Origin of the sequence: Methanobrevibacter filiformis (genome assembly GCF_001639265.1) — an archaeon.
Lineage (GTDB): Archaea > Methanobacteriota > Methanobacteria > Methanobacteriales > Methanobacteriaceae > Methanacia > Methanacia filiformis.
Window position 1 is genome coordinate 1 of the sequence record NZ_LWMT01000087.1, and the last position, 26,100, is coordinate 26,100.

At 25.2% G+C, this 26,100-nt stretch carries 27 protein-coding genes; 4 read left to right on the plus strand and 23 right to left on the minus strand.

Annotated features, from left to right (window positions below; all coding sequences use genetic code 11):
* Positions 1 to 433: 433 nt before the first annotated feature.
* From MBFIL_RS03000 to MBFIL_RS03030, 7 genes are all read right to left on the minus strand, one after another.
* Positions 434 to 979 (minus strand): GNAT family N-acetyltransferase, encoded by a 546-nt coding sequence (locus MBFIL_RS03000; RefSeq protein WP_084266279.1) that lies wholly within the window; start codon positions 977 to 979, stop codon positions 434 to 436.
* Positions 979 to 2,049 (minus strand): DNA double-strand break repair nuclease NurA, encoded by a 1,071-nt coding sequence (locus tag MBFIL_RS03005; RefSeq protein ID WP_066971354.1) that lies wholly within the window; start codon positions 2,047 to 2,049, stop codon positions 979 to 981. The genes MBFIL_RS03000 and MBFIL_RS03005 overlap by 1 nt, the downstream gene beginning before the upstream one ends.
* 129 nt (positions 2,050 to 2,178) lie before the next feature.
* Positions 2,179 to 2,925: a geranylgeranylglyceryl/heptaprenylglyceryl phosphate synthase gene (locus MBFIL_RS03010; RefSeq protein ID WP_394328409.1), complete on the minus strand. Its 747-nt coding sequence runs from the start codon at positions 2,923 to 2,925 to the stop codon at positions 2,179 to 2,181.
* A gap of 213 nt (positions 2,926 to 3,138) precedes the next feature.
* Positions 3,139 to 3,594 carry a hypothetical protein gene (locus MBFIL_RS03015; protein ID WP_066971357.1) on the minus strand — a complete coding sequence of 152 codons (456 nt, stop codon included), beginning with the start codon at positions 3,592 to 3,594 and terminating at the stop codon, positions 3,139 to 3,141.
* Between the two features lie 531 nt (positions 3,595 to 4,125).
* Complete coding sequence (locus MBFIL_RS03020; RefSeq protein WP_066971359.1) at positions 4,126 to 4,272, minus strand: 50S ribosomal protein L40e; 147 nt, start codon at positions 4,270 to 4,272, stop codon at positions 4,126 to 4,128.
* A 195-nt stretch (positions 4,273 to 4,467) separates the two neighbouring features.
* Complete coding sequence (locus MBFIL_RS03025; protein WP_066971361.1) at positions 4,468 to 4,854, minus strand: hypothetical protein; 387 nt, start codon at positions 4,852 to 4,854, stop codon at positions 4,468 to 4,470.
* Positions 4,855 to 4,921: 67 nt separating this feature from the next.
* Positions 4,922 to 5,440, minus strand: a complete 519-nt coding sequence (locus MBFIL_RS03030) for a DUF367 family protein (protein ID WP_066971362.1) — start codon at positions 5,438 to 5,440, stop codon at positions 4,922 to 4,924.
* Between the two features lie 215 nt (positions 5,441 to 5,655).
* Here MBFIL_RS03030 and MBFIL_RS03035 point away from each other — a divergent pair, with 215 nt between their 5' ends.
* Positions 5,656 to 6,240, plus strand: coding sequence for a hypothetical protein (locus MBFIL_RS03035; RefSeq protein WP_066971364.1), 585 nt, complete (start codon positions 5,656 to 5,658; stop codon positions 6,238 to 6,240).
* Between the two features lie 12 nt (positions 6,241 to 6,252).
* Here the strand turns inward: MBFIL_RS03035 and MBFIL_RS03040 are convergent, their stop codons facing one another.
* The 6 genes from MBFIL_RS03040 to MBFIL_RS03065 form a co-directional block, all read right to left on the minus strand.
* Positions 6,253 to 8,412, minus strand: a complete 2,160-nt coding sequence (locus MBFIL_RS03040) for an ATP-binding protein (protein ID WP_211261695.1) — start codon at positions 8,410 to 8,412, stop codon at positions 6,253 to 6,255.
* Between the two features lie 370 nt (positions 8,413 to 8,782).
* Positions 8,783 to 9,376 (minus strand): hypothetical protein, encoded by a 594-nt coding sequence (locus MBFIL_RS03045; protein WP_066971368.1) that lies wholly within the window; start codon positions 9,374 to 9,376, stop codon positions 8,783 to 8,785.
* Positions 9,377 to 9,553: 177 nt separating this feature from the next.
* A complete protein-coding gene (locus MBFIL_RS03050; RefSeq protein ID WP_066971370.1) occupies positions 9,554 to 10,765 on the minus strand; it encodes an LUD domain-containing protein in 1,212 nt (403 codons plus the stop codon).
* Complete coding sequence (locus tag MBFIL_RS03055) at positions 10,766 to 11,482, minus strand: (Fe-S)-binding protein (protein ID WP_066971373.1); 717 nt, start codon at positions 11,480 to 11,482, stop codon at positions 10,766 to 10,768.
* Positions 11,483 to 11,755: 273 nt separating this feature from the next.
* The gene (locus MBFIL_RS03060) at positions 11,756 to 12,832 is read right to left on the minus strand and encodes a transglutaminase-like domain-containing protein (RefSeq protein WP_066971375.1); all 1,077 of its coding nucleotides are present in this window, start codon (positions 12,830 to 12,832) and stop codon (positions 11,756 to 11,758) included.
* Between the two features lie 199 nt (positions 12,833 to 13,031).
* Positions 13,032 to 13,826, minus strand: a complete 795-nt coding sequence (locus tag MBFIL_RS03065) for a M14 family metallopeptidase (RefSeq protein WP_211261696.1) — start codon at positions 13,824 to 13,826, stop codon at positions 13,032 to 13,034.
* A gap of 400 nt (positions 13,827 to 14,226) precedes the next feature.
* Between MBFIL_RS03065 and MBFIL_RS03070 the strand changes: the two genes are divergently transcribed.
* A complete protein-coding gene (locus MBFIL_RS03070; RefSeq protein WP_066971379.1) occupies positions 14,227 to 15,261 on the plus strand; it encodes a glycosyltransferase in 1,035 nt (344 codons plus the stop codon).
* 76 nt (positions 15,262 to 15,337) lie between these two features.
* Here the strand turns inward: MBFIL_RS03070 and MBFIL_RS03075 are convergent, their stop codons facing one another.
* The 8 genes from MBFIL_RS03075 to cbiM form a co-directional block, all read right to left on the minus strand.
* Positions 15,338 to 15,685: a DUF2304 domain-containing protein gene (locus MBFIL_RS03075; protein ID WP_066971381.1), complete on the minus strand. Its 348-nt coding sequence runs from the start codon at positions 15,683 to 15,685 to the stop codon at positions 15,338 to 15,340.
* 67 nt (positions 15,686 to 15,752) lie between these two features.
* Positions 15,753 to 16,502 (minus strand): glycosyltransferase family 2 protein, encoded by a 750-nt coding sequence (locus tag MBFIL_RS03080; RefSeq protein WP_066971383.1) that lies wholly within the window; start codon positions 16,500 to 16,502, stop codon positions 15,753 to 15,755.
* A 366-nt stretch (positions 16,503 to 16,868) separates the two neighbouring features.
* On the minus strand, positions 16,869 to 17,330 hold the full coding sequence (gene ribC, locus MBFIL_RS03085) for a riboflavin synthase (protein ID WP_066971386.1): 462 nt from the start codon (positions 17,328 to 17,330) through the stop codon (positions 16,869 to 16,871).
* A 284-nt stretch (positions 17,331 to 17,614) separates the two neighbouring features.
* Positions 17,615 to 18,454, minus strand: coding sequence for an ATP-binding cassette domain-containing protein (locus tag MBFIL_RS03090; protein ID WP_066971388.1), 840 nt, complete (start codon positions 18,452 to 18,454; stop codon positions 17,615 to 17,617).
* 483 nt (positions 18,455 to 18,937) lie between these two features.
* Positions 18,938 to 20,035, minus strand: a complete 1,098-nt coding sequence (locus MBFIL_RS03095) for a DMT family transporter (protein WP_066971390.1) — start codon at positions 20,033 to 20,035, stop codon at positions 18,938 to 18,940.
* A gap of 207 nt (positions 20,036 to 20,242) precedes the next feature.
* Positions 20,243 to 20,923, minus strand: a complete 681-nt coding sequence (cbiQ, locus tag MBFIL_RS03100; RefSeq protein ID WP_066971392.1) for a cobalt ECF transporter T component CbiQ — start codon at positions 20,921 to 20,923, stop codon at positions 20,243 to 20,245.
* A gap of 136 nt (positions 20,924 to 21,059) precedes the next feature.
* Complete coding sequence (locus MBFIL_RS03105; protein WP_066971394.1) at positions 21,060 to 21,359, minus strand: energy-coupling factor ABC transporter substrate-binding protein; 300 nt, start codon at positions 21,357 to 21,359, stop codon at positions 21,060 to 21,062.
* Positions 21,359 to 22,039, minus strand: a complete 681-nt coding sequence (gene cbiM / locus MBFIL_RS03110; protein ID WP_066971396.1) for a cobalt ECF transporter S component CbiM — start codon at positions 22,037 to 22,039, stop codon at positions 21,359 to 21,361. Before cbiM ends, MBFIL_RS03105 begins: the two co-directional genes overlap by 1 nt.
* 368 nt (positions 22,040 to 22,407) lie before the next feature.
* Between cbiM and pyrF the strand changes: the two genes are divergently transcribed.
* A complete protein-coding gene (pyrF, locus tag MBFIL_RS03115) occupies positions 22,408 to 23,046 on the plus strand; it encodes an orotidine-5'-phosphate decarboxylase (protein WP_066971398.1) in 639 nt (212 codons plus the stop codon).
* A 215-nt stretch (positions 23,047 to 23,261) separates the two neighbouring features.
* A complete protein-coding gene (locus MBFIL_RS03120) occupies positions 23,262 to 23,507 on the plus strand; it encodes a DUF5654 family protein (protein ID WP_066971401.1) in 246 nt (81 codons plus the stop codon).
* Between the two features lie 257 nt (positions 23,508 to 23,764).
* On the opposite strand, the gene MBFIL_RS03125 is transcribed toward MBFIL_RS03120, so the two are convergent.
* Both MBFIL_RS03125 and MBFIL_RS03130 read right to left on the minus strand, forming a co-directional pair.
* Entirely contained in the window at positions 23,765 to 24,688 is a 924-nt protein-coding gene (locus MBFIL_RS03125) for a deoxyhypusine synthase (RefSeq protein WP_066971403.1), read from the minus strand.
* Positions 24,689 to 25,027: 339 nt separating this feature from the next.
* Positions 25,028 to 25,906, minus strand: a complete 879-nt coding sequence (locus MBFIL_RS03130; protein ID WP_066971405.1) for a CBS domain-containing protein — start codon at positions 25,904 to 25,906, stop codon at positions 25,028 to 25,030.
* Positions 25,907 to 26,100 lie beyond the last annotated feature (194 nt).

A 26,100-nucleotide genomic window follows, 5' to 3' on the forward strand; every position in this document is an offset into this window, starting at 1 on the left:
GCTGCAACTAATGAAATAAACATCAGAAATGCAATATACAATACAATACGAACAAGAAATCTAAAAGACACAATATACTAGAAAAAACATAAATAAACATAGTATAAAACCATACATGTCTAAATAATTATCCCTTAGTCAGTATGCCATTTATCAAAACATAATTCATACAAAAGCACTAATTTATTAATACAAATTTCATAATAAATGCACAAAAACTTAATAAAAAAAAGATTATTAAAGTCATTAATGCATAAAATCATATTTCAACACAAAGATTAATAAACTTTACTAAAAAACAATCAACAAACATAAACCACTTAAAACCCAATAAACTAAATAATAATCCTTATTTTAACTTAATATTACTTCATAATCACAATATAAACCAATAAATATCAATTAACTAATCAATGAATTATGGAAGATCTCCTTAAAAGTTGTTTGTTTTCCTAAAAAATATGAAATAGAATTTTTCTGATTCTTTTTCTATTTTAAATACTTTATAACCTATTGATTTGTATAAATGAATATTTTTTGCACTTTTATGACTTGTAAATAGTTCAAACTTATTATTTTTATATTTATCCTCAATAAAAGCAAGTAATTTTTTAGCTATTCCTCTACCTTGCCATTTAGGATCAACAATTAGTTTTTCAATACATGTAGTATCTTTTTTTATTTGAATTCTAATTGATCCAACAATAACATTAGAATCTAGGAAACGTGCTTTAAAAAAGTATCTTGATTTATATTCGTCTTGAACTTCTTTTAAACTTTGTTTTAATGGTTTAATTGAAAAATCTTCATGTATTTCAGCTTCACTAATGAAAGCTAATTTTTGTAAATTTAATATTTCTTCCATATCCTCAAAACTAGCTTTTTCAATTACAACGTTATCATCAATATTGAATTCACTACTAATATTATAATTGATGCTATCATCATCAGTATTAGATGCAGTAGAAGTAGTATTCATTATAACATTTCTCTTCCAGTTTTTTCATTAAGTCCAATAATAAGAGATAATTGCTCCATATCCTTTTTTTTAATTATTACATCGTGATGAGCTTTTTTAAGAATGTAAGGATATCCTTCAACTGAATTTTCAAATATTATGCTGATAATTTTAGATATCTCCTCATCATTTGCTTTATAAGGCAATTCTACTTTTAAAATATTTTTATTTTCTTCAATTCTAAGATAAAATATTGTGAAAGTTAATGAACGAAAGAAAGCATGTTCAACAGGAAAGTCGTGCTTAATTTCTTTAGATAATTCCTTGTTAAACTCTTTAGAATGTCCTGATTTTTTACTATAGCTATTAAAAATAGCCATGTCTGGAATATTACTTTCAAATATATCTGAAGCAGTGGATGTTTTAGAAATAGCTATTATTTTTTTATTATATTTTAATAATTTAGATAAAACAAGTAATTTTTCAATATTTTCTAAAAAAACTAAACTATTGTCTTTATTTTCTTCAAATTCCTTATTTAATTTATCATTAATTATATTAGATGTATTTGATGTGGAAATTAAAATATCTCCTTTATCAATATCATTATTTATTTTATTATACAATAAGTTCAGAATTTTGCTTCGTTTTTCCTTTGAAATTTCTTTTTCAATTGGGAAAGGTCTTATTAAATCTCCTAAAATAGAACCATCATAAAAATAATAATCAATATCATATTTTTTAATTGTTTTAAGCGCGGACTTTACTTCAAAGATTCCCATGTAATTTCTTATTCTATCTTTTGCAAATTTACTATGATTCATTAAATTTATAGTTGAACTTTCGATTTCTTTTAAATTCCCATCATAGATTAAAGATTTAGAAGCAACAGCATAAAAATAAAAACTTAAAAATTTCTTTTCATGTTTACTTCCATCACCACCAGCAATTACAAAATCATGATTAATCTTTTTAAATTCTTGATTTTTCCAGTGTTTTGAAACATCAATGTTTTTTATACTGTATTCTTCTAAGAGTTCATTCAGAATTCCTTTCTTATTTAATGATTCTTGATATAATGAATTTAACATTACAATCACTTGAAAATAGCTATCCAATCAAATATAATACTATTCAAATATAATACTATTGAATAATTAATTAGAAATTAATTAAGGGGTTAATGGATTAATTAGGAGATGAAATATACTTAATAATGCTTAAACCTTTCTAATGGCGTTTACTATTTCAGATATTTTTGCTTCAACATCTTCTGTTTCTTCAACAACAGTTCCAGTTACAATTACATCTGCACCAGCTTTAGCTACTTCATATGCAGTTTCTCCAGTTCTTATTCCTCCACCAACAACTAAAATCATGTCTGTGGTGGCTTTTTTAGAATAGGCAATCATTTCAGGAGGTATGTTTTTATCTGCTCCAGAGCCCGCTTCAAGATAGAAAAATCGCATTCCTAAATATTCTGCACTCATTGCATAAGCTGCAGGAATCTTTGGTTTGTTTCTTGGAACAAGTTTTGCATCTCCAATCCATCCTACAGTTCCACCAGGCTCAACAACCATGTATCCCATTGGAATAGCTTCTATACCTGCCTTTTTAACAGATATTGAACCTAATGCTTGAGCTTCCATTATCCAATAAGGATTGTTTGAGTTTAAAAAGCTCATAAAAAATATCGCATCAGCATAATGACTAACATTACTTGTATTCCCTGGAAATATAATTATTGGAAGCTCAATACTTTCAGATAATGCTTTAGCAGTTTTATCAACTTGTTCTCCGTCAACTGTAGAACCACCAAGCATTATTCCATCAGTTCCACCTTTAATAGCTTCTTTAGCTATTTTAACAGCATCCTCTGCACTTTGTTCATCTGGATCAATTAATGTTAAATGAACTTTACGATTTTTAAGAATATCTTTAATTTGATTTTCTACAATTCCAATCATTTTAATCCCTAATCAAATAAATAATATAACTATACTCAGCATGGCTATAATTATTAAGAGTATATTCAAAATGAAGATAATTAAATGAATTTACGTTTACAATCAATATTATATCATATTTATCTTATTTTTAATATATATAATTTAAGTTTTGATTATTTTAAGTGCTACAATTTAAAATAATAATTACAATTTTAAAATAATAAATAATAGTTAAAGTCTGTGTTTTTTAATTTGATCATTAATATAATTTGAAACATAATTTACAGAATATTTAACATTTCTAAGAACCGGAAGGCTTGTGAATTTCATTATTTGCCCGTGATCTAACTCAATAATTATGTTGTTTGCTTTATATTCAGATTTGACCATTGCTTGCCATGGTAGTCTGAGCTCTCCATTATCAGCTGTTCCATGTTCAACAACCAATCCTGCTTGAGCTATTCTAACTAATGAAGTTATTTCTCTATTTTTACTATTTAAGTTGAATAATAGTTCGTTTGAACCTTTAACCATAGTTAGACCTTCTTGCAAAATAGGTCTTGTTTGAATATTTATGATTTCTGGTAGATTTATATTAGTTTCCCACCCATGAGCCATCACATCTAATGTTTTTCGCTCTTCCTTTTTATTTAGATTGAGTCTGACCTTAGCATTTGGAGCTTTCATTATAACACCCTTTGTTTAAACAAGTATTCTATTAAATTAATCCGCTGAATTATTTCATCATTTTCTTCATTAGATTATTCAATTTTCTTTTACTACATTATTGCTAATTTTTCATTAAAATACATGACCATTATAAAAAAATTGGATACAACTATAGCTAAAATTAAATATTAAAATTATAGGAATATTACTAATTATTTTAAAGTTAATATTAAATTATAATTTATTTAATCATATTATTAATATATGATACTGTTACTATTTATTTTTTAGCATTAATTAAAAATTAGATAATATTAAATATTAAATATATACTATTTTTAAAACAAAAAACTAAAAATAAGTAAAAAATTTAAGTCCAAATTTAAAGTTGCAGTAGACTTAATCATGGGACTATTAATGTCTAAATGTTTATTATAGAATAAAGATCCTGAATAGATTAAAAAAAAGATAAAATAAAAAAGATAAAAAAGAAAAGATAAAAAAGAAAAGATAAAAAAGAAATAAGAATAACTATTGAAGATAGTATGTCTATCCTCTTGGTTCTTTTGCTTTGTATCTTAATCCTTTATAACCACATTTTCTACATGTTGTAGCTGCTGCAGGATTACGAGCATTACATTTTAAACAGATTTTTACTTTAAAAATCCTATTTTCTGCTTCTTCAAATCTAGCCATAACCAATCCTCCCAATACATTAATTAAAAATAGTAAGTATGATTTTAAACTCTAATCATGAAATAAAAATAGCTATTTGATTAATTCATGAACAAAAATGAATATATGGATTTAGAAATAACCATATTAAAAAATGTATGATTATAATAGTATTTAAACTTAGCTATTTTTACTTACTTATGTATTTTTACAGTGTTAAGCTATTAATTCAACACCTCTTGATAAATTATATGTAAAAGATTCAGTAAGAACTCCATTATTTTTTATCAAACTAGCTTTTAACTTTTTTTTAGTGTTATTTTCTAGTTTATCTTTGGAATTTATATGTACTTCTATTAATTGACTGGAATTTTTATTTATATTGATTGTAGCTGTACCATTTCCAGAAACATTATTAACTTCTTCAAAATCAGAGTCATTTAGATTATTTGAAATTAGATTATAGTTTCCACTCCAATTACCATCATAATCTACTTTCAAATCATAACTATTCTCATCTCCACTTAAGAAATTAATTGCAAGTAATACAATAGCTATTACTACAACAATAGTTATAATACTATAAATTATTTTTGAATTCATAATATCTCTCCCTCCTATTTCAAAAATAGGATATTATATTTTAGCTATTAATTCATATGTTAATTAATTATTCATCGTATTGTTTTAAAAAGTCATTTTGTATTTCAACGACTTCTATACTGGTTTTTACATCACTATATGCTTCTAAAAGTTCATAATTTAATTTAATAAATGAATTTCCCCATTTTAAAATAGAAAGTATATCTTCAGCTTCCTTTTTAAAATTAGTAATATATAATGTTGCAGCAATTGCTTCAGCGGTTGAGAGTTTACAAGGTTGCCCATAATGTGTAGGACTTGCAGCTATTAAAAAAGGTAAAGATCTATGGTATTTACTCAATTTTAAGAAATCTGTAGAATTTGAAATTTTATTCCATGAACAATCTAAGCCAACAACTCCTCGATTTCTAACACTTTTTTCATCTTCAGGAGAAACCGCCTTATCAGAATAAGGATTTAAAACAATCGCTCCCTTTGGAATTTGGTCGATTTTATAAACAATTTTGCATTTTAACTGTTTTTCCATTTTAAATGCTGTACATTTCTTTTTATCACATTCATTTGCATGAAAAACTGTTATTTTCATAAAATCACCTTTAATTCATTTATTAATTAAATCATGAAACTTGAGATTTAATTGTTTGTATAATAATTGATCTATATAATTAATAGCTATTTTAATCTATTAAACATTATTATTTAACTACCTTGGCATGACAATTATTAGTATGAATATATTTATTAACTATTAAATAATAATTAATATTTGACTAAATTGATAAATTATACGATTTGATAAATATGGACAAAAACACACTATTTAAATATTTCATCATAATACTTATTATCTTATTTTTACTTAGTCCATACCTTCCTATTAAAGAAACTACTAAGCAAGTAAAACTATTTATACAAGGTGAAGCTAATAAAGAGCCTGTTATGAATATGAAAATAGCTATTGAAAATAAACCAGATAACATTTCAAATACCAATTTAAAAGTATGGAATAAAAATGGAATATTCTTTTATTACCCTAAATATTGGTCTGAAGACCAAATACAAGAAATAATGAGTTTAAATACCAAAGGATTTTTGAGTCGTTGGGACGATGGAGTTATATTTTATATCAGTGACAAAACAGTAGATGGAGAACTAAATGAAAGAAATGATGAACGAATATACAAAAATAAAACTAAAATATTTGTTGATGGAAAAGAAGCTTATCAAATAAGTGAAATAAAAGGAGATTATTACCAATTAGAACTAATTGTGAAAAAAGACAATAATCATTCTTATGTTTTCACTTTCTACACAGATAGAGACCTTAAATCCAAAAATCATGCATTATTTATGAATATTATAAAAAATATGAGGTTGAGAAGTTAATTTGTTTAGAATCTAAATATTTTCTCTTTCATAATCTAATATTTTATTAATAGCTATTTCCTGATTTGAAATACCTTCTAAATCGTAATATCTGCCATTAGTAGTAATAGCTAACTCCATATTAATATTGCGCCCATGTTTATGTTTTTTATCAAAATCTATGATAATGGTATAAATATTATTCTTTTTAATTTCATGCCCAATATCTAAAACATCCCGAACAGGATGGTTTTTAAGTCCAACATTAGGCATACCATCAGATAAAAGCATTAAAATTGGAACATATTCTTTATTAACCATTTCTCTTTTAAGTATTTCTAATCCTTTATATAATCCAGATGCTGTAGGTGTAGTTCCTCCAACTGTAATTTCGTCTAATTTATGTGAAAAGGATAATGGTCTTTTAGTATTTGGGATAATTATTTCAGAATCTTTTCCTTTAAATCCAATAACCACTAATTTATCTTTATGTTTATTAACATTTTTTATTATCAAGTTAATTATGGATTTTATTTTATTTACTTTCTCTTCTGATACCATTGACCCACTTAAATCAATAACTAGTGCAATTAACCCATTACTTTTATGTTTTCTAATTTTTTCCTTTAAGTCTTCTTTTTTAACTTTAATATTGCCATTTTTCGAGTGCAATATTGCAGATCTAATTGTTGCATCAATAGCTATATCTGTAGGATTTCCTTTAGAATTTTTGCTTTTAACATATTTTCCTTTTTCTGTAATGGAATTAACTCTGTTACCATAAGCTTTCTTCTTTTCTCTACCTTTAATTTTCATTAATTTATTTATATCTACTTCGTCATTCCTTTTTAAAAAGCTATTTAACTTCCTTTCATATTTATTTTCAGCAAAGTCAACATTGGTGTTAGAATTATTTGAATTATTAGTGTTACTATTATTTTCTCGATTTAAATTATTACTTAAATCATTATTTTCTTGACTAGAATCATTATTTGAATTTTCATCTTTTAATTCATTATTAAACTCATTTTCATCATAGTTTTCATTATTTTCTGTACCACTATTAGTATACTCATTATTATCAATATCACCATTATTACTATTATCTCCATTATTATTATCTTTATTATTACTATTATCTATATCCATATTATTACTATTACTATTTTCTCCTGTATCTTTATTTTCCTGTCCTAATTCTTGTTTTGCTTTATTTATTTGATTTTTAATGTTTTCAGGAGTATTACAATTTTGATTTACATTACCTAATACTAATTTTATAGCTTCTTCTAAGTCATTTTCATTTACATCTTTATGATTGTTAAATGCAGCTATTGTTTTTGCTGTTTTTAAAATAGTTATGTCACTTCTATGACCTTCAACACCTAAATTCAATGAAATTCCTCCAATAATTTCAATAAGATAATCAGAAATAGTAATTTCATGAATTAAGTTTTTAGCATTAGCTATTTTATTTTTAATAGCTATTTCTTTAGTTTTATACTTATTTATAAAGATTGATGGATTCTTTTCAAATTCTTCTTTTCTTTTAACAATTAAAATTCTATCATGAATATCTATAATATCTTCTGAAGATATTTTAAGTCCAATTCTGTCTGATAGTTGTTTTCTAAGTTCTCCTTCTTCAGGATTCATTGTTCCAACAAGTATAAATCTTGAGGGATGAGAAACTGATATTCCTTCTCTTTCAACAATATTTGTTCCCATTGCTGCAGAATCAAGTAATATATCCACTAAATTATCATCAAGAAGATTTATTTCATCAATATATAATATATTTCTATTAGCTGATGCTAAAATCCCAGGTTCTAGTGATTTAACTCCTTTATTTAAAGCATTTTCTATATTTAAAGAACCTACAACCCTATCTTCAGTTGCTCCAAGTGGAAGTTCAACTATTTTTATTGGTGTTTTAATAATATTAACTTGATTTTGGCATAATGAGCATATTGTACAATTATCTTTATATTCACAATTAAAAGGAGAATTTTCAACCATTTCAATTTCAGGAAGTAAATTGGCTATTGACCTAACAGCAGTTGTTTTTCCAGTCCCTCTACTGCCTTGTATTAATACACCACCAATTGAAGGATTAATTACATTTAAAATTAATGCTTTTTTTATATCTTCTTGACATACAATAGCTGTAAATGGAAAAATAGCTTTTTTCAAGATTTCACCTGATTAAAAATACGGTTAAGATTATGATTATATAAAAATTATTATCAAAGTATAAATAAATTACTAAAAATAGAAAAAATAGGAAAACAGATAGAATTAAATAGTATTACTATAGTTATAGATAATATTAATATAATAAAATTTAAAATACTACTCGAAATATAAATTGGAATATTATTTGGAATAATTATAAAATAATTCACAAATAAGTGATTTCATAGCTATTTAAATACATAATCACATTATTATAAAAAAAATTAGCTGTAAAATATTATAAATTATTGATAAAAAGGATAAAAAGAGAAAAAATAGTTAGTAATAAAGATTAATAGATATTTAACTGTTTATGAGTACTTAAAATTTAATTCTCAAATTTTCCTTTGCTATTTTCATTAATGATTTCGCAAAAGATGCTTTGTATGTCTGAATAGTCATAATTTTCAGAATTTGTGTTTATGAAGTTAAGAATTGGTTGTATTTTGACTGAAGAACCATTACTGAGATTTAAATTAACTTCTGTAACTGAAGAATCATTTTCTTCGCAATTAATTATGTCTTTCCAATATATTCTTTTAAAATCATCAGTGTTTCTATTTGCTAAATCAAAATAGCTATTTTTATTAAATAATTCAATGATTATTCCATTATCTCTAAATCTTAGGTTTCTTAAAGTTGTGATTGTTTCTTTATTTACAATTTCATATTGATGAACATCATTTTTTATACTGCGACCAACAATATGAGATAAATTTCTAAGTGCAAACTTAAGGAAGAATCCTTGAGTGTTTATTATATGAACATTTTTTACAATAATTGTGTGTGTTTCATAATATTTTATCCCTTCATTAAACAATTTATCATATATATTATTTTTAATGTCCTTTATTGACTCTATCAAATGTGTATTTTCAAATTGAGTCTCATTTGTTATAATTTCCTCTCCATAAGCTAACATTATTAAAGCCCCCATAATGGCATCATATATTATATATTTTTTAAATACAATTTTTTGTTTAACTAATTATAACTTATGTCAATAGATGTTTATATATTTTATGGTTTATGTTGAAAAAATAGGATAAATATTGTAAAAATAAGAAATTTCAAGATAAAATAAATATATGTCAAATAATTAATAAGGAGATCCTTTATTTTTTATATTTTCTTTTATAGTTTCATGATTATTTATGGATAAATCTTCATTGTTAGACATTTCACGGATTTTTTCCATAACTTGACTTGTTGGGATAGACACAGGGCAGTTTAAAGTGCATAAACCACAAAGTGTGCATTTATATAATCCTGAATCAAAACTGGTTTTACTATCTTCAATAAATTTACTCATAACAACTCCACGACCGCCAAGATAGTTGTTAAATCCAAAATCATTACCTATAGCACTATAAACAGGGCATGTGACTATACAGCTACCACATCCAATGCACCACATACATTCTTTGGCATTTTCAATAGCCTCTACTCTACCATTATCCAAAAGTATAAGAACTACTTTTTCTGCTCCATACATATTTTTAAGCAGGATTTTTTCAATATCTGCTGTTTTAGAAGGTCCAGAAACAATATTAATATAAGAAGTTATTAAACTACCAGTTGCATAAGCAGTTTCAAGTTTAGCTATTTTAATTGCTTCTTCAATATTATTCACTATCTTATCTATCCCAACTACAACAATATGAATTTTTAAAAGAGATAATAATGATATGTTTCCTTCATTATGAATAAAAACTAATGATCCTTCATCTGCAGCTATTGCATTAGCTCCACTTAACCCAATATTACATTTAGCTATTTTTTCTTTAACATCTTTCTTTACAACCTCCATAATATCTTTTGCATTAGCTTTAATGTTCAGATTCATAGAATTATTAATTATTTCAGTTATTTGAGCAACATTTAAATGAGATGCAGGTCCTGTTGGATGAGTAGGTTTATTGTTGTTCTCTTTAAGTTGAAGTATACGATCTCCAAGATCTGTTTCAACAACTTCAATTCTAGAATCTCCAAGATATTTACTTACACCAATTTCTCCTAAAGTGTTTGACTTTGATTTAGCTATTATTGTTTCATCTTCTTGACTTATAATATCGAATATAATGTCTCGTGCTTGCTTACCATCACTTGCAAATAATACATTAATATCATTTCTTTTAAATGAGTTAATAGCTATTTCTTGAAGTTCTTTATTTCGATTAATTGTGTTCTTTTTAATTTCTTGAACTTCTTCTTTAAACTTTAGGATTTGAGGATTATTTTTTAATAGATTTTGTTTATTTTCCACTGTTTTAAAGGATTTCCTCATTGATTCTAATTCTTTAGGGTCCATTTAATTTTTCTCCTCGTTATTTTTACTGTTTTCACTGTTAATTTCATTTAAAACGAATTCTGATAAATCAATAACTTTTAGATTAAAATTTTCATCTAAATTCAGTTTACAAAATGGACAAGTAGTAATTAATAATTCTGCATCTGTTTCTTCTGCTTCTTTGACTCTTGACTTAGCTATTATTTTTGCTATTTCAGGATAAGCAGATTTAACTCCTCCTCCAGAACCGCAACACTTAGCCTTTTCTTTGTTGTTTACCATTTCACATAAATCAGCAAAATGATTAATTACTTCCCGTGGAGCTTCATATTCTCCCATATGTCTCCCTAAATGACAAGAATCATGATAAGTTACTTTTAAATTATTTTTATTAATACCTTTTGTTTTTATTTCCTTATTTTCAATTAACTCTTTTAAAAATTGAGAAATATGAATTACTTCTAAATTCTCACCTAAAATATCTGAATAATCCTGTTTTAGTGTTTTATAGCAACCTGCACAAGATACTAAAATCTTTTTACCTTTAAATTCAAGAGCATTTTTTTCTATTAACTCTTTAGCTTCATCTACAAATCCAGTTCTAAGAAGAACTGAGCCACAACATCCTTCATCATCCAAAGTTTCATAATCAATATTAAATAGCTTTAAAATACTTTCTACTGAATTAGATATGTTATTTAACCTTTCTCGTGCAGTACAACCTTTAAAATATAACATTAAATTCTCACCATGTAAAATATACTAATAAAAACAATAATACAAATAATAAATATTTGCATCTATTTGCATAGTTTATTAAAATTTATTCAAGATCTTAAGAATACTTGAAAATAAAATAAAAATAAAATTCCAATAGGATAATAATTTTATAATTTTATAATAAATAATAAAATCACTTCATTTTAATTATCTATTTTATACTTAATAATTATTTCTATGTAAGAATATATAAGAATATATAAGAACAAATTTGGTAATAATTCTATATTATTAAATATTAATATAAATTCCATAAAGACTATAAGAATTAGTTTTCCAATTAGCTACATAGCCCAGCCTATTACTCCTATATGTTCCGTCTACTACATACCATTTGTTGTTAATAAGAACTTGTCCCCATACATGAGATACAGTAACTTTAGCTAATGCTCCTTTTGTAAATTTACATCTTCCATTAACATATCTTGCAGGAATTCCACTTGCTCTCATTAAGGATACTATGGCATGAGTATTATCAACACAGTTTCCTTCACGATATTTGATTGTTTTTTTACCACCATATTTAGTATTACTATATCTTGAATATTTAATATTTGTTTTAACCCAATTAAAAATAGCTTCGGCTTTCTCTATTTTTGTTTTAGATTTTTTAGTGATTTTTTTAGCTAAATTCTTTATATATTTATTTTTTGCAGGTGCATTTTTAGTGGAAGCAAGATATTTTCTTTTGGAATCTCCTTTATATTTACTAAATAAGTTAATAGAATGACCATTGTTATTAACAGGACAATTCTTTGGAACATCTACAGTAATTTTTGAAGGTAACTTTCTATTAGTTGTAGTTTTACTTAAAATTTTAGAAAGTCCTAATACTGTAGTTTGATAACTCATCTTTCCCAGTGTAGTTTTAACATAATTAGGAGCTCGGTTATTTTTATCAATATATGCAATAATAGCTTTTGAATAATTATACATAGATTTAGAAGTTATTTTTCCATCAATTTTAGAACCTGAAGGTTTACTCGGATTTCTAATATTTTTTTTAATAACAATATCATTTTTAAATCCATTATATTTGTTTTTAATGGTTTTAGACATCATATACATAAATTCAGTAGTAGAATATTTCTCCCCAGAAACTATAACATTATTAGGCAATTTTTCTTTATTGATTATATGTTTATAAACTATTTTAGATGTTCTTAGAACATCTTTTTGAGAAACTATATTCTTACCCTCCTCAAAGTTGCCATTAATAGTACTAACAGCATTAACTGAATCAATTAAAACAATAAAGGAAAATATTATTAAAAATATTAAAATAATTGAAGTAAACCAACTTTTCATAAGTATCTTCTCCTATTACCCATATATAATATCAAAAATCTAAAAAATCATATATTAATATAATACTAAAATTGGAACTAAATATAATACTAAAATTGGAACTAAATATAATACTAAAATTGGAACTATAGATTTTATAAATTTGGAAAAAAAATTATCAACTATTATCAACTCAATTTTTCATAACCATGATTAATCCTCAAAAGAATTTAAAATATTTACATGCAACCGTTAATAATTTTAATTCTACATTTGACCAATATGAAGTAGACCCTCTGTCTCTTTCAACCTCAAGAGTAATTGTAGTTATATTTTTACTTTTACTATAAGATCTTATTGATCCTCCTCGAGGTGTGTAGGAGATGTATGGATTTCTACTTTTTTTTATATATTTAATCCATTTAGATTCTTTTTTTGAAAGTTTTTGATTTACAAATATAAATCCTCGTTTATAGGAATATAATCCTCCACCTGTATGAATATCAACAATATAATTTACTTTATTTTTTTCAGCAAATTTAACTATCTTATTTCCAGGTGTTCCATTAATATAAACCACTCTGTTTGGATCAACAGCAGTTCTTTTTTTAGAGTAATACCAATATCTAGTGTTTTTTGCAGTATCTTTCGGAATAATAAAAGGAATTATGTAAAGAGTACCTTTAATCTTCTTATTTTTTATATTTTCTATTAATCTAAGTGTTGCTATATTAGCTGCAGGTTTATTACCATGAATACCTGCACATAAAAGAACCTTAGGACCCTCACCATCTCCAAATTTCAAAATCACAGAGCCTTTCTTTGATAATTTCACAATTTTTTTAGAAAGATCTTTTTTAGGCATGTATTTGTTTATTTTAGAATTTTTTACTACATCACCTCCAATTTTATTATCAAAGTAAGAAATTTTGTAATTAACTTTTATATCATGAATTTGAGAAGACCTATTATCTGTTGTTTCTCCATAAACTGATCCTACAATTGTTGAGATCATAAATATGGTTAATAACATGCAAATAATCTTAAAGAATGAATATCTGTTCAATTTATTTATTTTCACACCTCAGTATAAGTATGAAACAATTTTTACTTGTTTACCCATATATTTAACTTTAATACATCATTCATATAAAAATATATCGATAAAATAATCAGCTACATAATTAAATTTTTGCATGAGTTTATTTTGTTCATAAATAGAAAAATATTTTAACTAAAATATACATAAATTAAAAGTATAAAATAAAATATGGACTATATAAAATAAAATATGGATCATATAAAATATTAAAATAATATACAATTAATATTAAAATAATTTTTAAATACATTACATGTTCACAATCAATACTATAAATATTTTCATGAAAATTAACAAAAGGTAAAATGGTAATATGATTAATGTTAATTTAGTTTCACGTTTTTTTGATGCACGGAATGGAGGAGTTGGAGCTGTTTCTGCAATGGTTTTGAAAAGCCTTAAAAACAATAAAGAAATTAATATAAACACTCTATCTCAAGCAGACAGTATACTTTATAAAAATGGACCTATTGGAAAATTAGGACATTTAGATTACTTATTTTACTCATTAATTGAAATCCCATTTAAAATAAAAGAAGCTGATGTTTACCATGCAATTTCACCAATTGAAGCATTATGGTTAAATAAAGATAAAACAGTTGTTACAATCCATGATTTATTACTTACAAAAATGCCTGAAATGATACATAGTGGGATTTTATCTAAACCTTTTGGAATTTATTACACAATTACTATGAAAAAAGCTATTAAATCTAAAGAAATAATAGCTATTTCTCAAGAAACTGCTAATGAACTAAATGATTATTGTGGCATTGATTACAGCAATATTAACATTGTAAGAGACCCAATACGTGATGATTTATACACAAAAACTAGCTTGAAAAATGATATTTATACAATTGGAACAGTTTCACTTTTAAATAAAAGAAAAAGAGTAGATATTTTAATTAAAAATTTTTTAAAAGCAGATATGAAAAATTCACAACTATTAATTGCAGGAACTGGAAATCAGGACCAATATTTAAAAGAAATAGCTAAAGGTGACAAGCGGGTTAAATTTTTAGGATTTGTTCCAGATGAGGATTTAAATGATTTTTATAATTCACTAGACCTTTTTGTCTACCCTTCCATCATGGAAGGTTACGGATTACCAATTGTTGAAGCAATGGCATGTTCTTTACCTGTTATAACTCTTGAAGATGCATTTATTCCTAATGATTTGAAAAAAAGAACATTTCTTAGTAGTAAAAATAATTTAGCTGAAGATTTGAAAAAAAGAACATTCAATATAGATATTGATTCTAATCTTAAGTTTGTAAATGAACACTCACAAGAAAAAATATCAAAGCAACTTATAGAACTCTATAAAAAAGTAGCAGAAAAGTAAATAATAGAATATATACAAGAAATGGATAATATGGTTTATTAGATGATATAATAATAGTTATAAATTATATATTTTATTAATCATCATCATTTAAACTATCTTCTTTTTCATTTTCAATAGCTATGAATCGAACTAGTTCTGTTAAATTTTGTTGAATTTTTTCTAGTTTAATGAAAAGTCTAAATATTAAATAATATGCTCCAATTAATGCAAAAATAATCAGTACATCGAGTCCACGTTGAATCCCGAAGATATTTGCAAGAATTGCACTTGATTCTGGTAAAACTGTAAATACAATTAAAACCAACCATAAAATAACCCATAAAATAAAAGTTGTTAGTGAAACTCGGGTGTTTTTAAAACTTCTAAAAGCTATTGCTATTGCTATTATAGCTACAATTATGACTAAAATCTGATATAACATTATATTTTCTAAAATATTATATACCTCCTTTTAGAATTAATTTATTTCATAATTTAGATAATATGATTTATCTAAAAATATCTCTAACCATTTTAACAAATATTTTAAATCCTACAATTGCATTAGTTCCTTTTGCTTGTGTTTCAGGAGTATAAATAGTTGTTATTTCAACTTCTTCAAGTTTCAAATTATTCTTTTTAATTTCTCTTGTGAATTCAGAAAGTGCACCATAACCATCTGAGTGAATATTTAATTTTGGAATAACAAGAGCATCATAACCTCTGAGACCAGACTGGGAATCTTTAACAGCTACTTTGTAGAATAATAGAGTTATAAAATTCATTATCATGTTTGCAACTCTTTTTGAAAAGGGCATATCTTTAAAAGGTCTTGATCCAATAACTACATCTGCTCTGTTTTCAATTAAAGCCTTAGTAACTTTTTCTATATCTTCAATAGCATGCTGACCATCAGCATCAAAGGTTATTATGTATTTGGCACCATGAATTAGTGCGTCTTCCATTCCTGTTTTTGTTGCTGCTCCAACTCCTCGATTAATTAAGTGTTTACATAAAAATATATTATTTTGGAATTTTTCTTTGATAGATTTAGCTATTAAATAAGTTTCGTCCTTAGATCCATCATCAACTACAACTATTTTATAATCAAATCTAACTAAATTTTCAAGAAGATTTCCAAGTGCGTTCTCTTCATTATAAGCTGGAATAACAAGAAATACAGATTTATCTCCAGTACTTAAAAGATTATTATTTTTTGAATTATTAGCTATTTCTATATTATTTTTTGAGGATGACATGATATCAATTAAACAAACTAAAACTCGTAATCCATAATTGCTCGTAATTAAGGCTAATTTATAGCATTTAATTTAAAATAGACAGATATTACAAAGAAGATACTATAAATAAAATACTATAAATAGATTCTATTGACATATTATTATTTATATTTTATATTAAATAAACTTTATTGAAATATAAAATTTTTTATATAAATAGTAAATAAAACTAATTTATATTTATTATAATATGATATTATTTTTAAATATACGATGCATATAATTACATTTTCAATAATAAAGATAATAATCACTAAATTATAGTAGTTTAAGTTAAATAGCTATTAATCATAATCTAATTGAATAGCTATTAAAATATAAATATTATAATGAGCCCACGTCTTCTTTACCTTCTCTTACACCAGTTCCAGCTTCTTTCCTCATTAATTTACTTTTAAAAACCATTTTAATGAGATTTTGAGCATGGTCTCTTGCTCTGTTTTCAGCTAATATCTTTAATTCTTTAGGTTTTATTTCCTCATCCTCATGGACAAAAACTTCAAGAATATGGGTATTAGTCATTAGTTGAGCATTAATAAGACCAGTTGATGCTTCGTGAGCACATGTTTTATCTTTACTCATGGGTCCAGGCATTCCAAGAGCCATGACAATCTCACAACCTTCTTCTTCAATTAATTTTTTAGAAGCAACAGGCAAATCCTTAACTCCTGGAACAGTAGAGCGAATAATCTTCAAATCCGTTGCATTATTTTGTAATTCTTCAATGGCTGCACTTGCCATGTCAAAGCGAGCAAATGTTGTATCACAAATCCCTATTTTTTTCATTAATCCATCCCTCAATATATAAATTAAATGTACTATTATAACAAATGACACTAAATTAAGTATAAGTCAAAAAAATAAACAATATTTAAATAGCTTATTCTGATTACTTAATTTATTCTAATTATATATATCACATTAACTTATTTAAATTTTTATCAAAATGAACAAAATGAAAATAAATCCTAAGTATATAATCAAAATAAATAAACAGAACATATTAATTAAAAAATAGAATGAAATAAGATTATTAAAATATTATATTTATATTTAATATATATTGATTATTATTTATCAATAAACTCCATAAATGACTTTCGGGCTTCTCCAATTGTTAATGGATATGAATCAGACATTTTAAAATGATCTTGTTTATCTAATATTTCACTTAAGTGAGCTATTCTTGGGAGTCTTAAGTCTGCCTTTCTAATTACTGAAACATCATCAAAAACTTCATGAGGTGATCCTTTTTTAATGATTTTTCCATCTTTAATAACATGAATATTCTTTGCATAAATTGGAACAAGATCTACATCATGAGTAGATATGATTATGGTCATCCCCTCTGCATTTAACTCATAAAGTAACTTTAAAATTTTAGATGCACCTTTAGGATCAAGTCCTGATGTTGGTTCATCAAGTATCATTACTTTAGGATCCATTGCTAATATTCCCGCAATAGCTATCCTTTTTTTCTGACCTCCGCTTAAGTGATGAGGTGGTTTTTTTTCAAAACCTTCCATGCCTACTTTTCTTAAAGAATCTTTAACTCTTTTTTTTGTTTCTTCTTGAGTTAATCCTATGTTCAATGGACCAAAAGCAACATCTTCTTCAACAGTAGGGGCAAATAACTGATCATCAGGATTCTGAAAAACAATCCCTACGAACTGTCGAACTCTTAGGAGTGATTTTTTTTTATAATTAAGTTTTTCACCATCCACATCTATTTCACCACTAGAAGGTTCTAAAATCCCATTAAAATGTAAGAATAAAGTGGATTTTCCAGCGCCATTAGGTCCAAGTAAAGCTACCATATCTCCTTTTTCCACAGCAAAATTAATATTATCCAATGCTTTTGTACCATCAGGATATTTATAAACTATATCCTTTGCTTCAATAATTTTCATTATATTCTCGCCAGTAATATTTTTAGTATTAAATGATTTTATTATTTGAAACAAACTTTTAAAAAAGTTTGATTAAAAGTTATTCAAAGAAATAAGCATTTTAAGCATAAGAAATACTTTTATTAATATTAAATATTTATCTTAAATTATCTCAAAATGTTTTTATTAATAATATTAATTGATTTTTTATTAATATAATGTTTTAATTAAGTTATAAATAAGTTTTGTCATTGATTATTACTCAATAAGCAGATTTTTATTAACTAAAAAATATTAATAAAAACTATAAATTAAAGACATTATCTTAGCTAATAGTGATTTTAAAGATACTATATCTAATTTTAAAAAAATTAAGGAACTTAAATTTATAATAATATTTTTATTTGTTATAATATTCTAAGATATCATAATATTTTCATTTGTTATAATATTCTAAGATATTATAATATTTTTATTTGTTATAATGACCTGATTTATAAAATATCAATTATCATGCTTATGTCTATGATGTAAATCTGGAAAATGTCTATGTCTATGAGTAATGGGGTTATGAGTATGATGATGGATATGATTTTTATCTTTTAATTCATTATCTGATTCATGTTTATGCTCATGATGGTCATCATCATGAGAATGTGAATGAATATGTTCAATCTCTTCATGTTTATGGTCATGCTCATGAACTAATATATTAATAGCTATTAAACCAGCCACTAAAAAAGCCATGGCAAATAGAGTTTTAATGCTAAATGGTTCATGTAAAATAGCTATTGAGAACAATATTCCCCAAAATGGGGCTGTTGAAAATAGTATTTGACTTCTTGTAGCTCCTAAATTCTGAGCAGATCTAACAAAAAGAAGAATACTTACTCCATAAGAAACAATTCCAAGAAGTAACCCATAAATCACAAGATCAATAGCTATTAAAGAATTAGCTATTATTAACCCTATTGTTAAATTTATTCCTCCACCAACTATTCCCTTTAAAAAGGTTATAAACTCAATTGAATAATTATCTACAATAGAAGTTAGTTGATTATCAATTCCCCAGCAGAAACAGGCTATTATTATGCAAATAACTGAGACAATATTAGCTGTTCCTCCATCATAAGATATTATTAATCCAGATATAAAAGTAAATATTAATCCTAAATTAGTATACCTATCTAAATTGTCATTAAATATTAAAAATCCTAAAATAGCTGTAATTACAAGTTCCATATTTAACCATATTGAAGTGGATGTTGCACTTCCTGCAAATAATCCTAACATTAAAAATAAAGGACCTAATATTCCCCCAAAGATTAAAATACATAGAATGTTAATATTATTATGATTAACTATATGATGCACATTAAGATTATTTAAAGAAACTTTATGTTTGTTTTCTCTTTTATAGCTATTTTTTGAATAATTTTTAATTAGTAATGGAATTGTAAATAACCCTGAACCCAAATAAAGTAATCCTGCTAACTGAAATTGATTCACATCATATAAAAGGATTTTACTAAATGGTGTTGCAATACCAAATAATAATCCTGATAAAATTCCAATAATCATTACAAATGACTTGTTTTCCATAAATATCCTCAACTTATTTTAATTGAGTTTAAATAAATAATATCTAATTTTTTAAAGTATTACATAATTTTAATTTGTTTATATACTTAGTATTACTCTAGTTTTATTTGAATATAAATTCATAAAAATAATAAATAAAGATAAATAAAGTAATATATAATTAATAAATAAAATTAATAGATAAAAGTAAAATACAGGATATAATGACTACTTTTCATAAACTGGAAATTCTCCACCATAACATCGTGAATCTAGAGAATTTTGAAGTGCTTCACTTCTATTTAATGATTTTATAAAAAGATTAGATACTAATAATCCTAGAGACCTATAGCTATTTTTTACTCCATTATAACCTAGTCTTGTTTTTTGAGAGTTTGTCATTAATTCAAACTGTTTTAAAAATATAAAAATGGAATTATACATTAACATAGATATTTCAAGAAATATTTTAGGTATTTTCAATTTAGATAAAACATTGAAAGTCTCCATTATTGGTGTTGTCAAAGTTAAAAATCCTAAGGCCTGAAAACAAGCTACTATTCTTAAAAAAGTTGAGTATGCTAAGTTTAATGAGTCTTCCCGAATAGTTATATTAAATATTCCAGTATTGTAAATAATTTCTCCACTTCCCAAAAAGAATAACATGAAAGTACAAGTTATAATTGAAAATAAAAGAGGAATTGAAATAAATTGTAGATAATCTTTAATTGGAGTTTTAGCTATTAAAATTATTAAAATAGCTGTTGCAGCAAAGATTATAAGTGATACAATAGGCGAATTAGCTATTAAAGTCACAAGTATGAAAATAAATGAAATTAATACCTTAAAATTAGGATTAAAATTCTTTAAATTACTATTATGTGCAATGAAATCAATATCTAAAGCCATTTTATCATCTTTTATCAATATAATTATTTTATTAATATAATTATATAATAATCTAATTAAATTTACTAATCTAAGTTATTAACCTAATTTAATTAATATTATTAATTATTTGTTTTTATAATGTTTAAATAATTATTTAATCATCCTTTTGGTGTTTAGCTTCGGCTCTCCAATAGCCTAAGAAATATCCTATTATTATTGCTCCTATTGCTGCTTGAAGTGCAAATAACAAGCTTTCAATCTCTCCACTTGGAGGCTCCCATAACGATTGAAACCATGGTTCATATCCACTTGCTTCAATAACATCACTTGCAGCACCATCTGCACCACCAAAGTATCCTTCATCTTCACCTAAACCAGAGTACATTGCTAAAGGAATAATAGACAAAATTACCACTAAAGCAAGTAATATAATGTTCATATTTCTAGTTTTCATTACAAATCACCTGATTCATTATGATTTGGATTTAAAATTTTTAATTTTTTAAGAAGAGTTGATTTTGAAGATAAAATTGCATTCCAAATAACAACTGTAATTAAACCTTCTGTAATAGCTAATGGTATTTGTGTTACAGCAAAGATTCCTAAAAACATTCCAAGAGCTGCTCCAAAACTTGGTTGTGGAAATGCTAAAGCAAGCTGGATTGAAGTTGTGACATAAGTTAACAAATCACCTAAAAATGCTGCAAAGAAAATAGCTATCCTACTGGATATTTTAGCTTTAACTAGCCCAGTATAAACTAACCATGCTACTAATGGTCCAACAATACCCATTGAGAACACATTTGCCCCCAATGTTGTTATTCCTCCATGAGCAAGTAATAATGCTTGGAAAATAAGAACAATAGTTCCTAAAACTGCAGTCACTGCTGGTCCAAATATTGCTGCCCCTAATCCATTTCCAGTTGGATGTGAACAACTTCCTGTTACTGATGGAATTTTAAGTGAAGATAAAATAAACATAAATGCTCCACTAACAGCCAATAAAGATTTAGATTCAGGTATCTCATCTGTAACTTTTTTAATTTTAATTATTCCATAAACGACAACTGGTATTGATAATACAAACCAAAATACGCACCAATACCATGGTAAAAATCCTTCAATAATATGCATTTACATCATTCCATTAATTATATTAATTCAATAAAACTATTAAAATTAAATTTAAATCAAGTAAAATTAACTTGATAAAATAAAATAGTGAAACATGATATTTAAGTATTTCTATTTTTATAAAATAAGAAGGATAAAATATAAAGTTTATTTGAATTAATTTGAAAAGTTTTCTAAGTACTTAACACTAACTTATTACACATATTCAATAAAATAGTAAAATAGTAAAATATTAGTTAAAGAATATTATATAATTAATAATACCAAAATAATATTCAACAAAATAATAAAATCATGGAAATTTCAATAACATATAATTGAAATAACTATTAATTAATAAGTAACAATTAATTAACAAGAGGACAATGATGAGAGTTAAAAATAATATAATACTGGCTATGGATTTAATGAACATACTTGATGCATATGATCTATCTGAAGAGATATCAAATTATATAAATACTATTAAAATAGGATATCCCTTAACATTATCTGAAGGATTATCAACAATAAATATATTCAAAGAAAATTTCGACTTTAATGTAATATGTGATTATAAAGTGGCAGATATACCTGAAACCAATGAAAAAATAGCTGATTTAACATTTAAAGCTGGAGCAGATTATCTTATTGTTCATGGATTTGTAGGAAGTGACAGCATAATAGCAACAAAAGAAAAAGCAGAGGAATATGAAAAAGACATATTTTTACTAACTGAAATGTCCCATCCTGGAGCAAAAAAGTTCCTACAACCTGTTGCCGATGATATTGCAAAAATGGGAGTTGAAATGAACATTAAAAACTATGTTGCACCTTCAACAAGATTAGAAAGATTATCTCAAATAAGAGATATTGTTGGAAAAGATTCATTTATAATATCTCCAGGAGTTGGAACACAAGGAGGAGACCCAAAAAAGACTTTAAATTATGCAGATGCACTTATAGTTGGAAGATCTATTTATGAATCAGAAGATCCAGAAACAGCCATTAAAAACTTCATTTTTTAGCTAAGAATGAGGATAACTCAAAATAATATTCAACTAAAAATATAAAATGATTATGAATATATGATAAATAACAGGAAATATATATAATAATGAACATATTAATAGTTAAATATTAAATTATAAAACAAAAATATTATAAATATAAATTATCTAATAAATATTTAAAAATAAAATTAGTAGATAAAAATAATAAAAAAATAAAATAGAGTGAAAAAATGGTAAATACTGTAAAAGTTGAAACTTTAAAAACATTAGGAAAACTAATCACCACCGCATTTGCATTAGTTGCAGGTTTAGCTTGGAATTCTGCTATTCAAGCAATAATTAAACAGTTCCTAGAGCAAGGCTCTGCTGTTCTCAGTATGGTGGTTTATGCAATTGTAGTAACTATAATAGCTGTTATTATAACTGTATTCTTTGGAAGAGCCTTAGGAAAATTAGGTATTGATTTAGACGATTAAAAAATAATATAAATAAATTTTTTCATTTTACAAAATCCAATTAAAATACATGTGAACATTTTTTGTCAAGTTCTTTCCATAATTTAAGGTTTGGATTGGTTTTTTCTTTTCATCTTTTTCTTTATTTTACAAATATTTTGTCATTTATCATTGATGACAACATTAATTTAAATTATCGATAAATATTTTACAAATATTTTGTCATTTATCATTGATGACAATATACAAATATATTTATTTTATTCCTTTTAATTTAATTAACTTATTTTATCTAAAGCTCCTGCGAGAATTAGAGGGAATAATATTGTGACATCCCCTACTACTGAAACTAAATTAGACCCACATTTAGCTTTAGACCATGATTTAGCTTCTTCTAATGGTGCTCCACTTAAGCTGCCTGTTTCAGCCCTATCCATCGTTATTTGAATAGCTGAATCTACTCCTCCTTTTAACAAATTAGAAGCCAATGTATAATGTTTTGGAAGACCTCCACCTAAAAGTACAGCACCTACTTTTTCATTTTCAAATACAATATTAGATAAATCATCCATATCTCCAGTAGCGTCTAAAATTAGATTGTTTTCTTGATTAAACATCCATAATTGTAATCCTAACATACTATCAATAAGACCTGGAGCGAAAATAGGAATATTATTTTGATTTGCTAATTTTAAAATAGAGTTTTTATCTTCAATAAAAGATCCAATATTATGTAAAAAATCTTTAATTGAAATAGGATTACTTCCAACTTTTTCATATATTTTATTAAATATAATAGCTATTTTCTTCTCAAAAACTTCAAAATCAGTGGATTTTGTGTAAACATCCCCAATTCTGCCAATCCCTCCATGGTTTAACTTTTCATCATCAAAGCCCAAACCACTATAATGATTTCCACCAAAAGATTCTAAAAGATCATGAGTTATATTTGCCCCACTTGTAATTAAAAGATCTATTTGTTTATTTTTAATTAAGTCAGCTATTATATTTCTCATTCCTCCAGGAACAAGTGGTCCAGCGAGGCTTAAAAAAACAGCAGTTTCCTCATCTTTTATCATTTCTGCAAGTAAATTAGAAGCTTTAGCAAGTTTTCCAGCTCCTAAAACTCCAGATAATGAAAATTCATCGATTAATTGTTGAACAGTCATTTTTTCTTTAACTTTCATTTGATTAACTTTCATAGACATCACAAAATAGTAAAAAGTACATGAGCTATAAATATATTACAATAAAAATATTTATTGCAATAAAAATATTGCAATAATAAAAATCATGAAAAAAATATATTAAATATAAATAAAAAACTTAAAAAACTGTCTTATTCAAAATATTATAAGTATATATAACAATTATTTAAGTCAAGAAAATAAAGAGTTTAATAGATTTAAACTAAATTCCATTCATCGAATTTTCTTAAATTTAAGGTTGATGGAAGTTCCACTATAAAACATGATGCTAAGTTTAGTGAGTGTAATGAGATTTTGCAAAATTTTCTATTTTGCGAAATCAGTGATTAAATGCTAATCTAAAGTAGTTATAGTATCAATTATATCTGTTCTTGTGATAATTCCTTTTAATTTATTATCATCCATGACAACAAGTCTTCCAAAATTATTGCTGTGCATAATATCAATAGCTTCAGATATCATGACCTCACTTTTTACTTTAATTACTGGTCCAGACATTATATCTTTTGCAGATAAATCTTCTTTTGAGTTAGCTATGGCTTTAACAACATCATTTACAGTTATAATACCAATTATGTTGTCATTTTCAAAAACTGGTGCACCTTCAATTGATTCATCTGAAAATACTTTAGCAACATCTCTTGTTGATTGGTCGTGATTAATTGAAATTATATTTAATGAAGCTACTTCTATAACAGTTTTTTTAGGAATGCTCCTTATTGTTTTAGTATCCAATAAAACAATATTGTCCATATCATCCCTACCTACAATAACTCCAGATATTCCAAGTTTATTAACTGGTGTTGGACCAATAACAATATTATCTCCTATATTTAAACCTTTAATGTTTCCTAAGACTTTAACAACCGCTTCACATTCTCCAGGATGAGGTATACTTGCGAACTCTATTCTTGCTACTGAGATATCTTTTAATTCATTTCCTTTTATAGAAATAGGTACTTTTGATTCATTATCTGCCACAGAAATATTCAATGTATGATATGCTTCAATTGTTGGTTTATATCCTCCACGAGGTCCAGGAACTCCTTTTACAAGATTTAAATTTCTTAAAGATTGCATTTGATTTCTTATTGTACCAGGATTTCGACGTACAATATTAGCTATGTCCTCGCCTTTAATAGAGTTTCCATTAGATGTTTGATACAGGTTAATCAAAGCTTGTAATATTTCTTTTTGAACGGGTGTTAACATTTAAACCACCATCTAATTAATTACTAAAAAATTTAAACTATTTGTAATTAATTAAATTATTTTAGCTATTAAAATATTAGATATATTGTTTTTTAAAAATTACAGTTTAAAAAAATCCCTAAAATTTATATAATTTCCAGAATTATAGTTTAAACTTTTATTAATAATATAATAATTATATAGCTATGGATATG

Bases quoted from the DNA above. Each gene is read 5' to 3' on its own strand.
- MBFIL_RS03065 (WP_211261696.1), bottom strand. From the start codon at position 13,826: ATGATCTCAACAATTGTAGGATCAGTTTATGGAGAAACAACAGATAAT.
- MBFIL_RS03010 (WP_394328409.1), bottom strand. From the start codon at position 2,925: ATGATTGGAATTGTAGAAAATCAAATTAAAGATATTCTTAAAAATCGT.
- MBFIL_RS03120 (WP_066971401.1), top strand. From the start codon at position 23,262: ATGGTAAATACTGTAAAAGTTGAAACTTTAAAAACATTAGGAAAACTA.
- MBFIL_RS03090 (WP_066971388.1), bottom strand. From the start codon at position 18,454: ATGAAAATTATTGAAGCAAAGGATATAGTTTATAAATATCCTGATGGT.
- MBFIL_RS03035 (WP_066971364.1), top strand. From the start codon at position 5,656: ATGGACAAAAACACACTATTTAAATATTTCATCATAATACTTATTATC.
- MBFIL_RS03030 (WP_066971362.1), bottom strand. From the start codon at position 5,440: ATGAAAATAACAGTTTTTCATGCAAATGAATGTGATAAAAAGAAATGT.
- MBFIL_RS03005 (WP_066971354.1), bottom strand. From the start codon at position 2,049: ATGTTAAATTCATTATATCAAGAATCATTAAATAAGAAAGGAATTCTG.
- MBFIL_RS03050 (WP_066971370.1), bottom strand. From the start codon at position 10,765: ATGGACCCTAAAGAATTAGAATCAATGAGGAAATCCTTTAAAACAGTG.
- MBFIL_RS03070 (WP_066971379.1), top strand. From the start codon at position 14,227: ATGATTAATGTTAATTTAGTTTCACGTTTTTTTGATGCACGGAATGGA.
- MBFIL_RS03060 (WP_066971375.1), bottom strand. From the start codon at position 12,832: ATGAAAAGTTGGTTTACTTCAATTATTTTAATATTTTTAATAATATTT.
- MBFIL_RS03000 (WP_084266279.1), bottom strand. From the start codon at position 979: ATGAATACTACTTCTACTGCATCTAATACTGATGATGATAGCATCAAT.
- MBFIL_RS03015 (WP_066971357.1), bottom strand. From the start codon at position 3,594: ATGAAAGCTCCAAATGCTAAGGTCAGACTCAATCTAAATAAAAAGGAA.
- MBFIL_RS03025 (WP_066971361.1), bottom strand. From the start codon at position 4,854: ATGAATTCAAAAATAATTTATAGTATTATAACTATTGTTGTAGTAATA.
- cbiM (WP_066971396.1), bottom strand. From the start codon at position 22,039: ATGCATATTATTGAAGGATTTTTACCATGGTATTGGTGCGTATTTTGG.
- MBFIL_RS03095 (WP_066971390.1), bottom strand. From the start codon at position 20,035: ATGGAAAACAAGTCATTTGTAATGATTATTGGAATTTTATCAGGATTA.
- MBFIL_RS03045 (WP_066971368.1), bottom strand. From the start codon at position 9,376: ATGTTAGCTTATGGAGAGGAAATTATAACAAATGAGACTCAATTTGAA.
- MBFIL_RS03105 (WP_066971394.1), bottom strand. From the start codon at position 21,359: ATGAAAACTAGAAATATGAACATTATATTACTTGCTTTAGTGGTAATT.
- MBFIL_RS03125 (WP_066971403.1), bottom strand. From the start codon at position 24,688: ATGAAAGTTAATCAAATGAAAGTTAAAGAAAAAATGACTGTTCAACAA.
- MBFIL_RS03080 (WP_066971383.1), bottom strand. From the start codon at position 16,502: ATGTCATCCTCAAAAAATAATATAGAAATAGCTAATAATTCAAAAAAT.
- cbiQ (WP_066971392.1), bottom strand. From the start codon at position 20,923: ATGGCTTTAGATATTGATTTCATTGCACATAATAGTAATTTAAAGAAT.
- ribC (WP_066971386.1), bottom strand. From the start codon at position 17,330: ATGAAAAAAATAGGGATTTGTGATACAACATTTGCTCGCTTTGACATG.
- MBFIL_RS03055 (WP_066971373.1), bottom strand. From the start codon at position 11,482: ATGTTATATTTTAAAGGTTGTACTGCACGAGAAAGGTTAAATAACATA.
- MBFIL_RS03075 (WP_066971381.1), bottom strand. From the start codon at position 15,685: ATGTTATATCAGATTTTAGTCATAATTGTAGCTATAATAGCAATAGCA.
- MBFIL_RS03130 (WP_066971405.1), bottom strand. From the start codon at position 25,906: ATGTTAACACCCGTTCAAAAAGAAATATTACAAGCTTTGATTAACCTG.
- pyrF (WP_066971398.1), top strand. From the start codon at position 22,408: ATGAGAGTTAAAAATAATATAATACTGGCTATGGATTTAATGAACATA.
- MBFIL_RS03020 (WP_066971359.1), bottom strand. From the start codon at position 4,272: ATGGCTAGATTTGAAGAAGCAGAAAATAGGATTTTTAAAGTAAAAATC.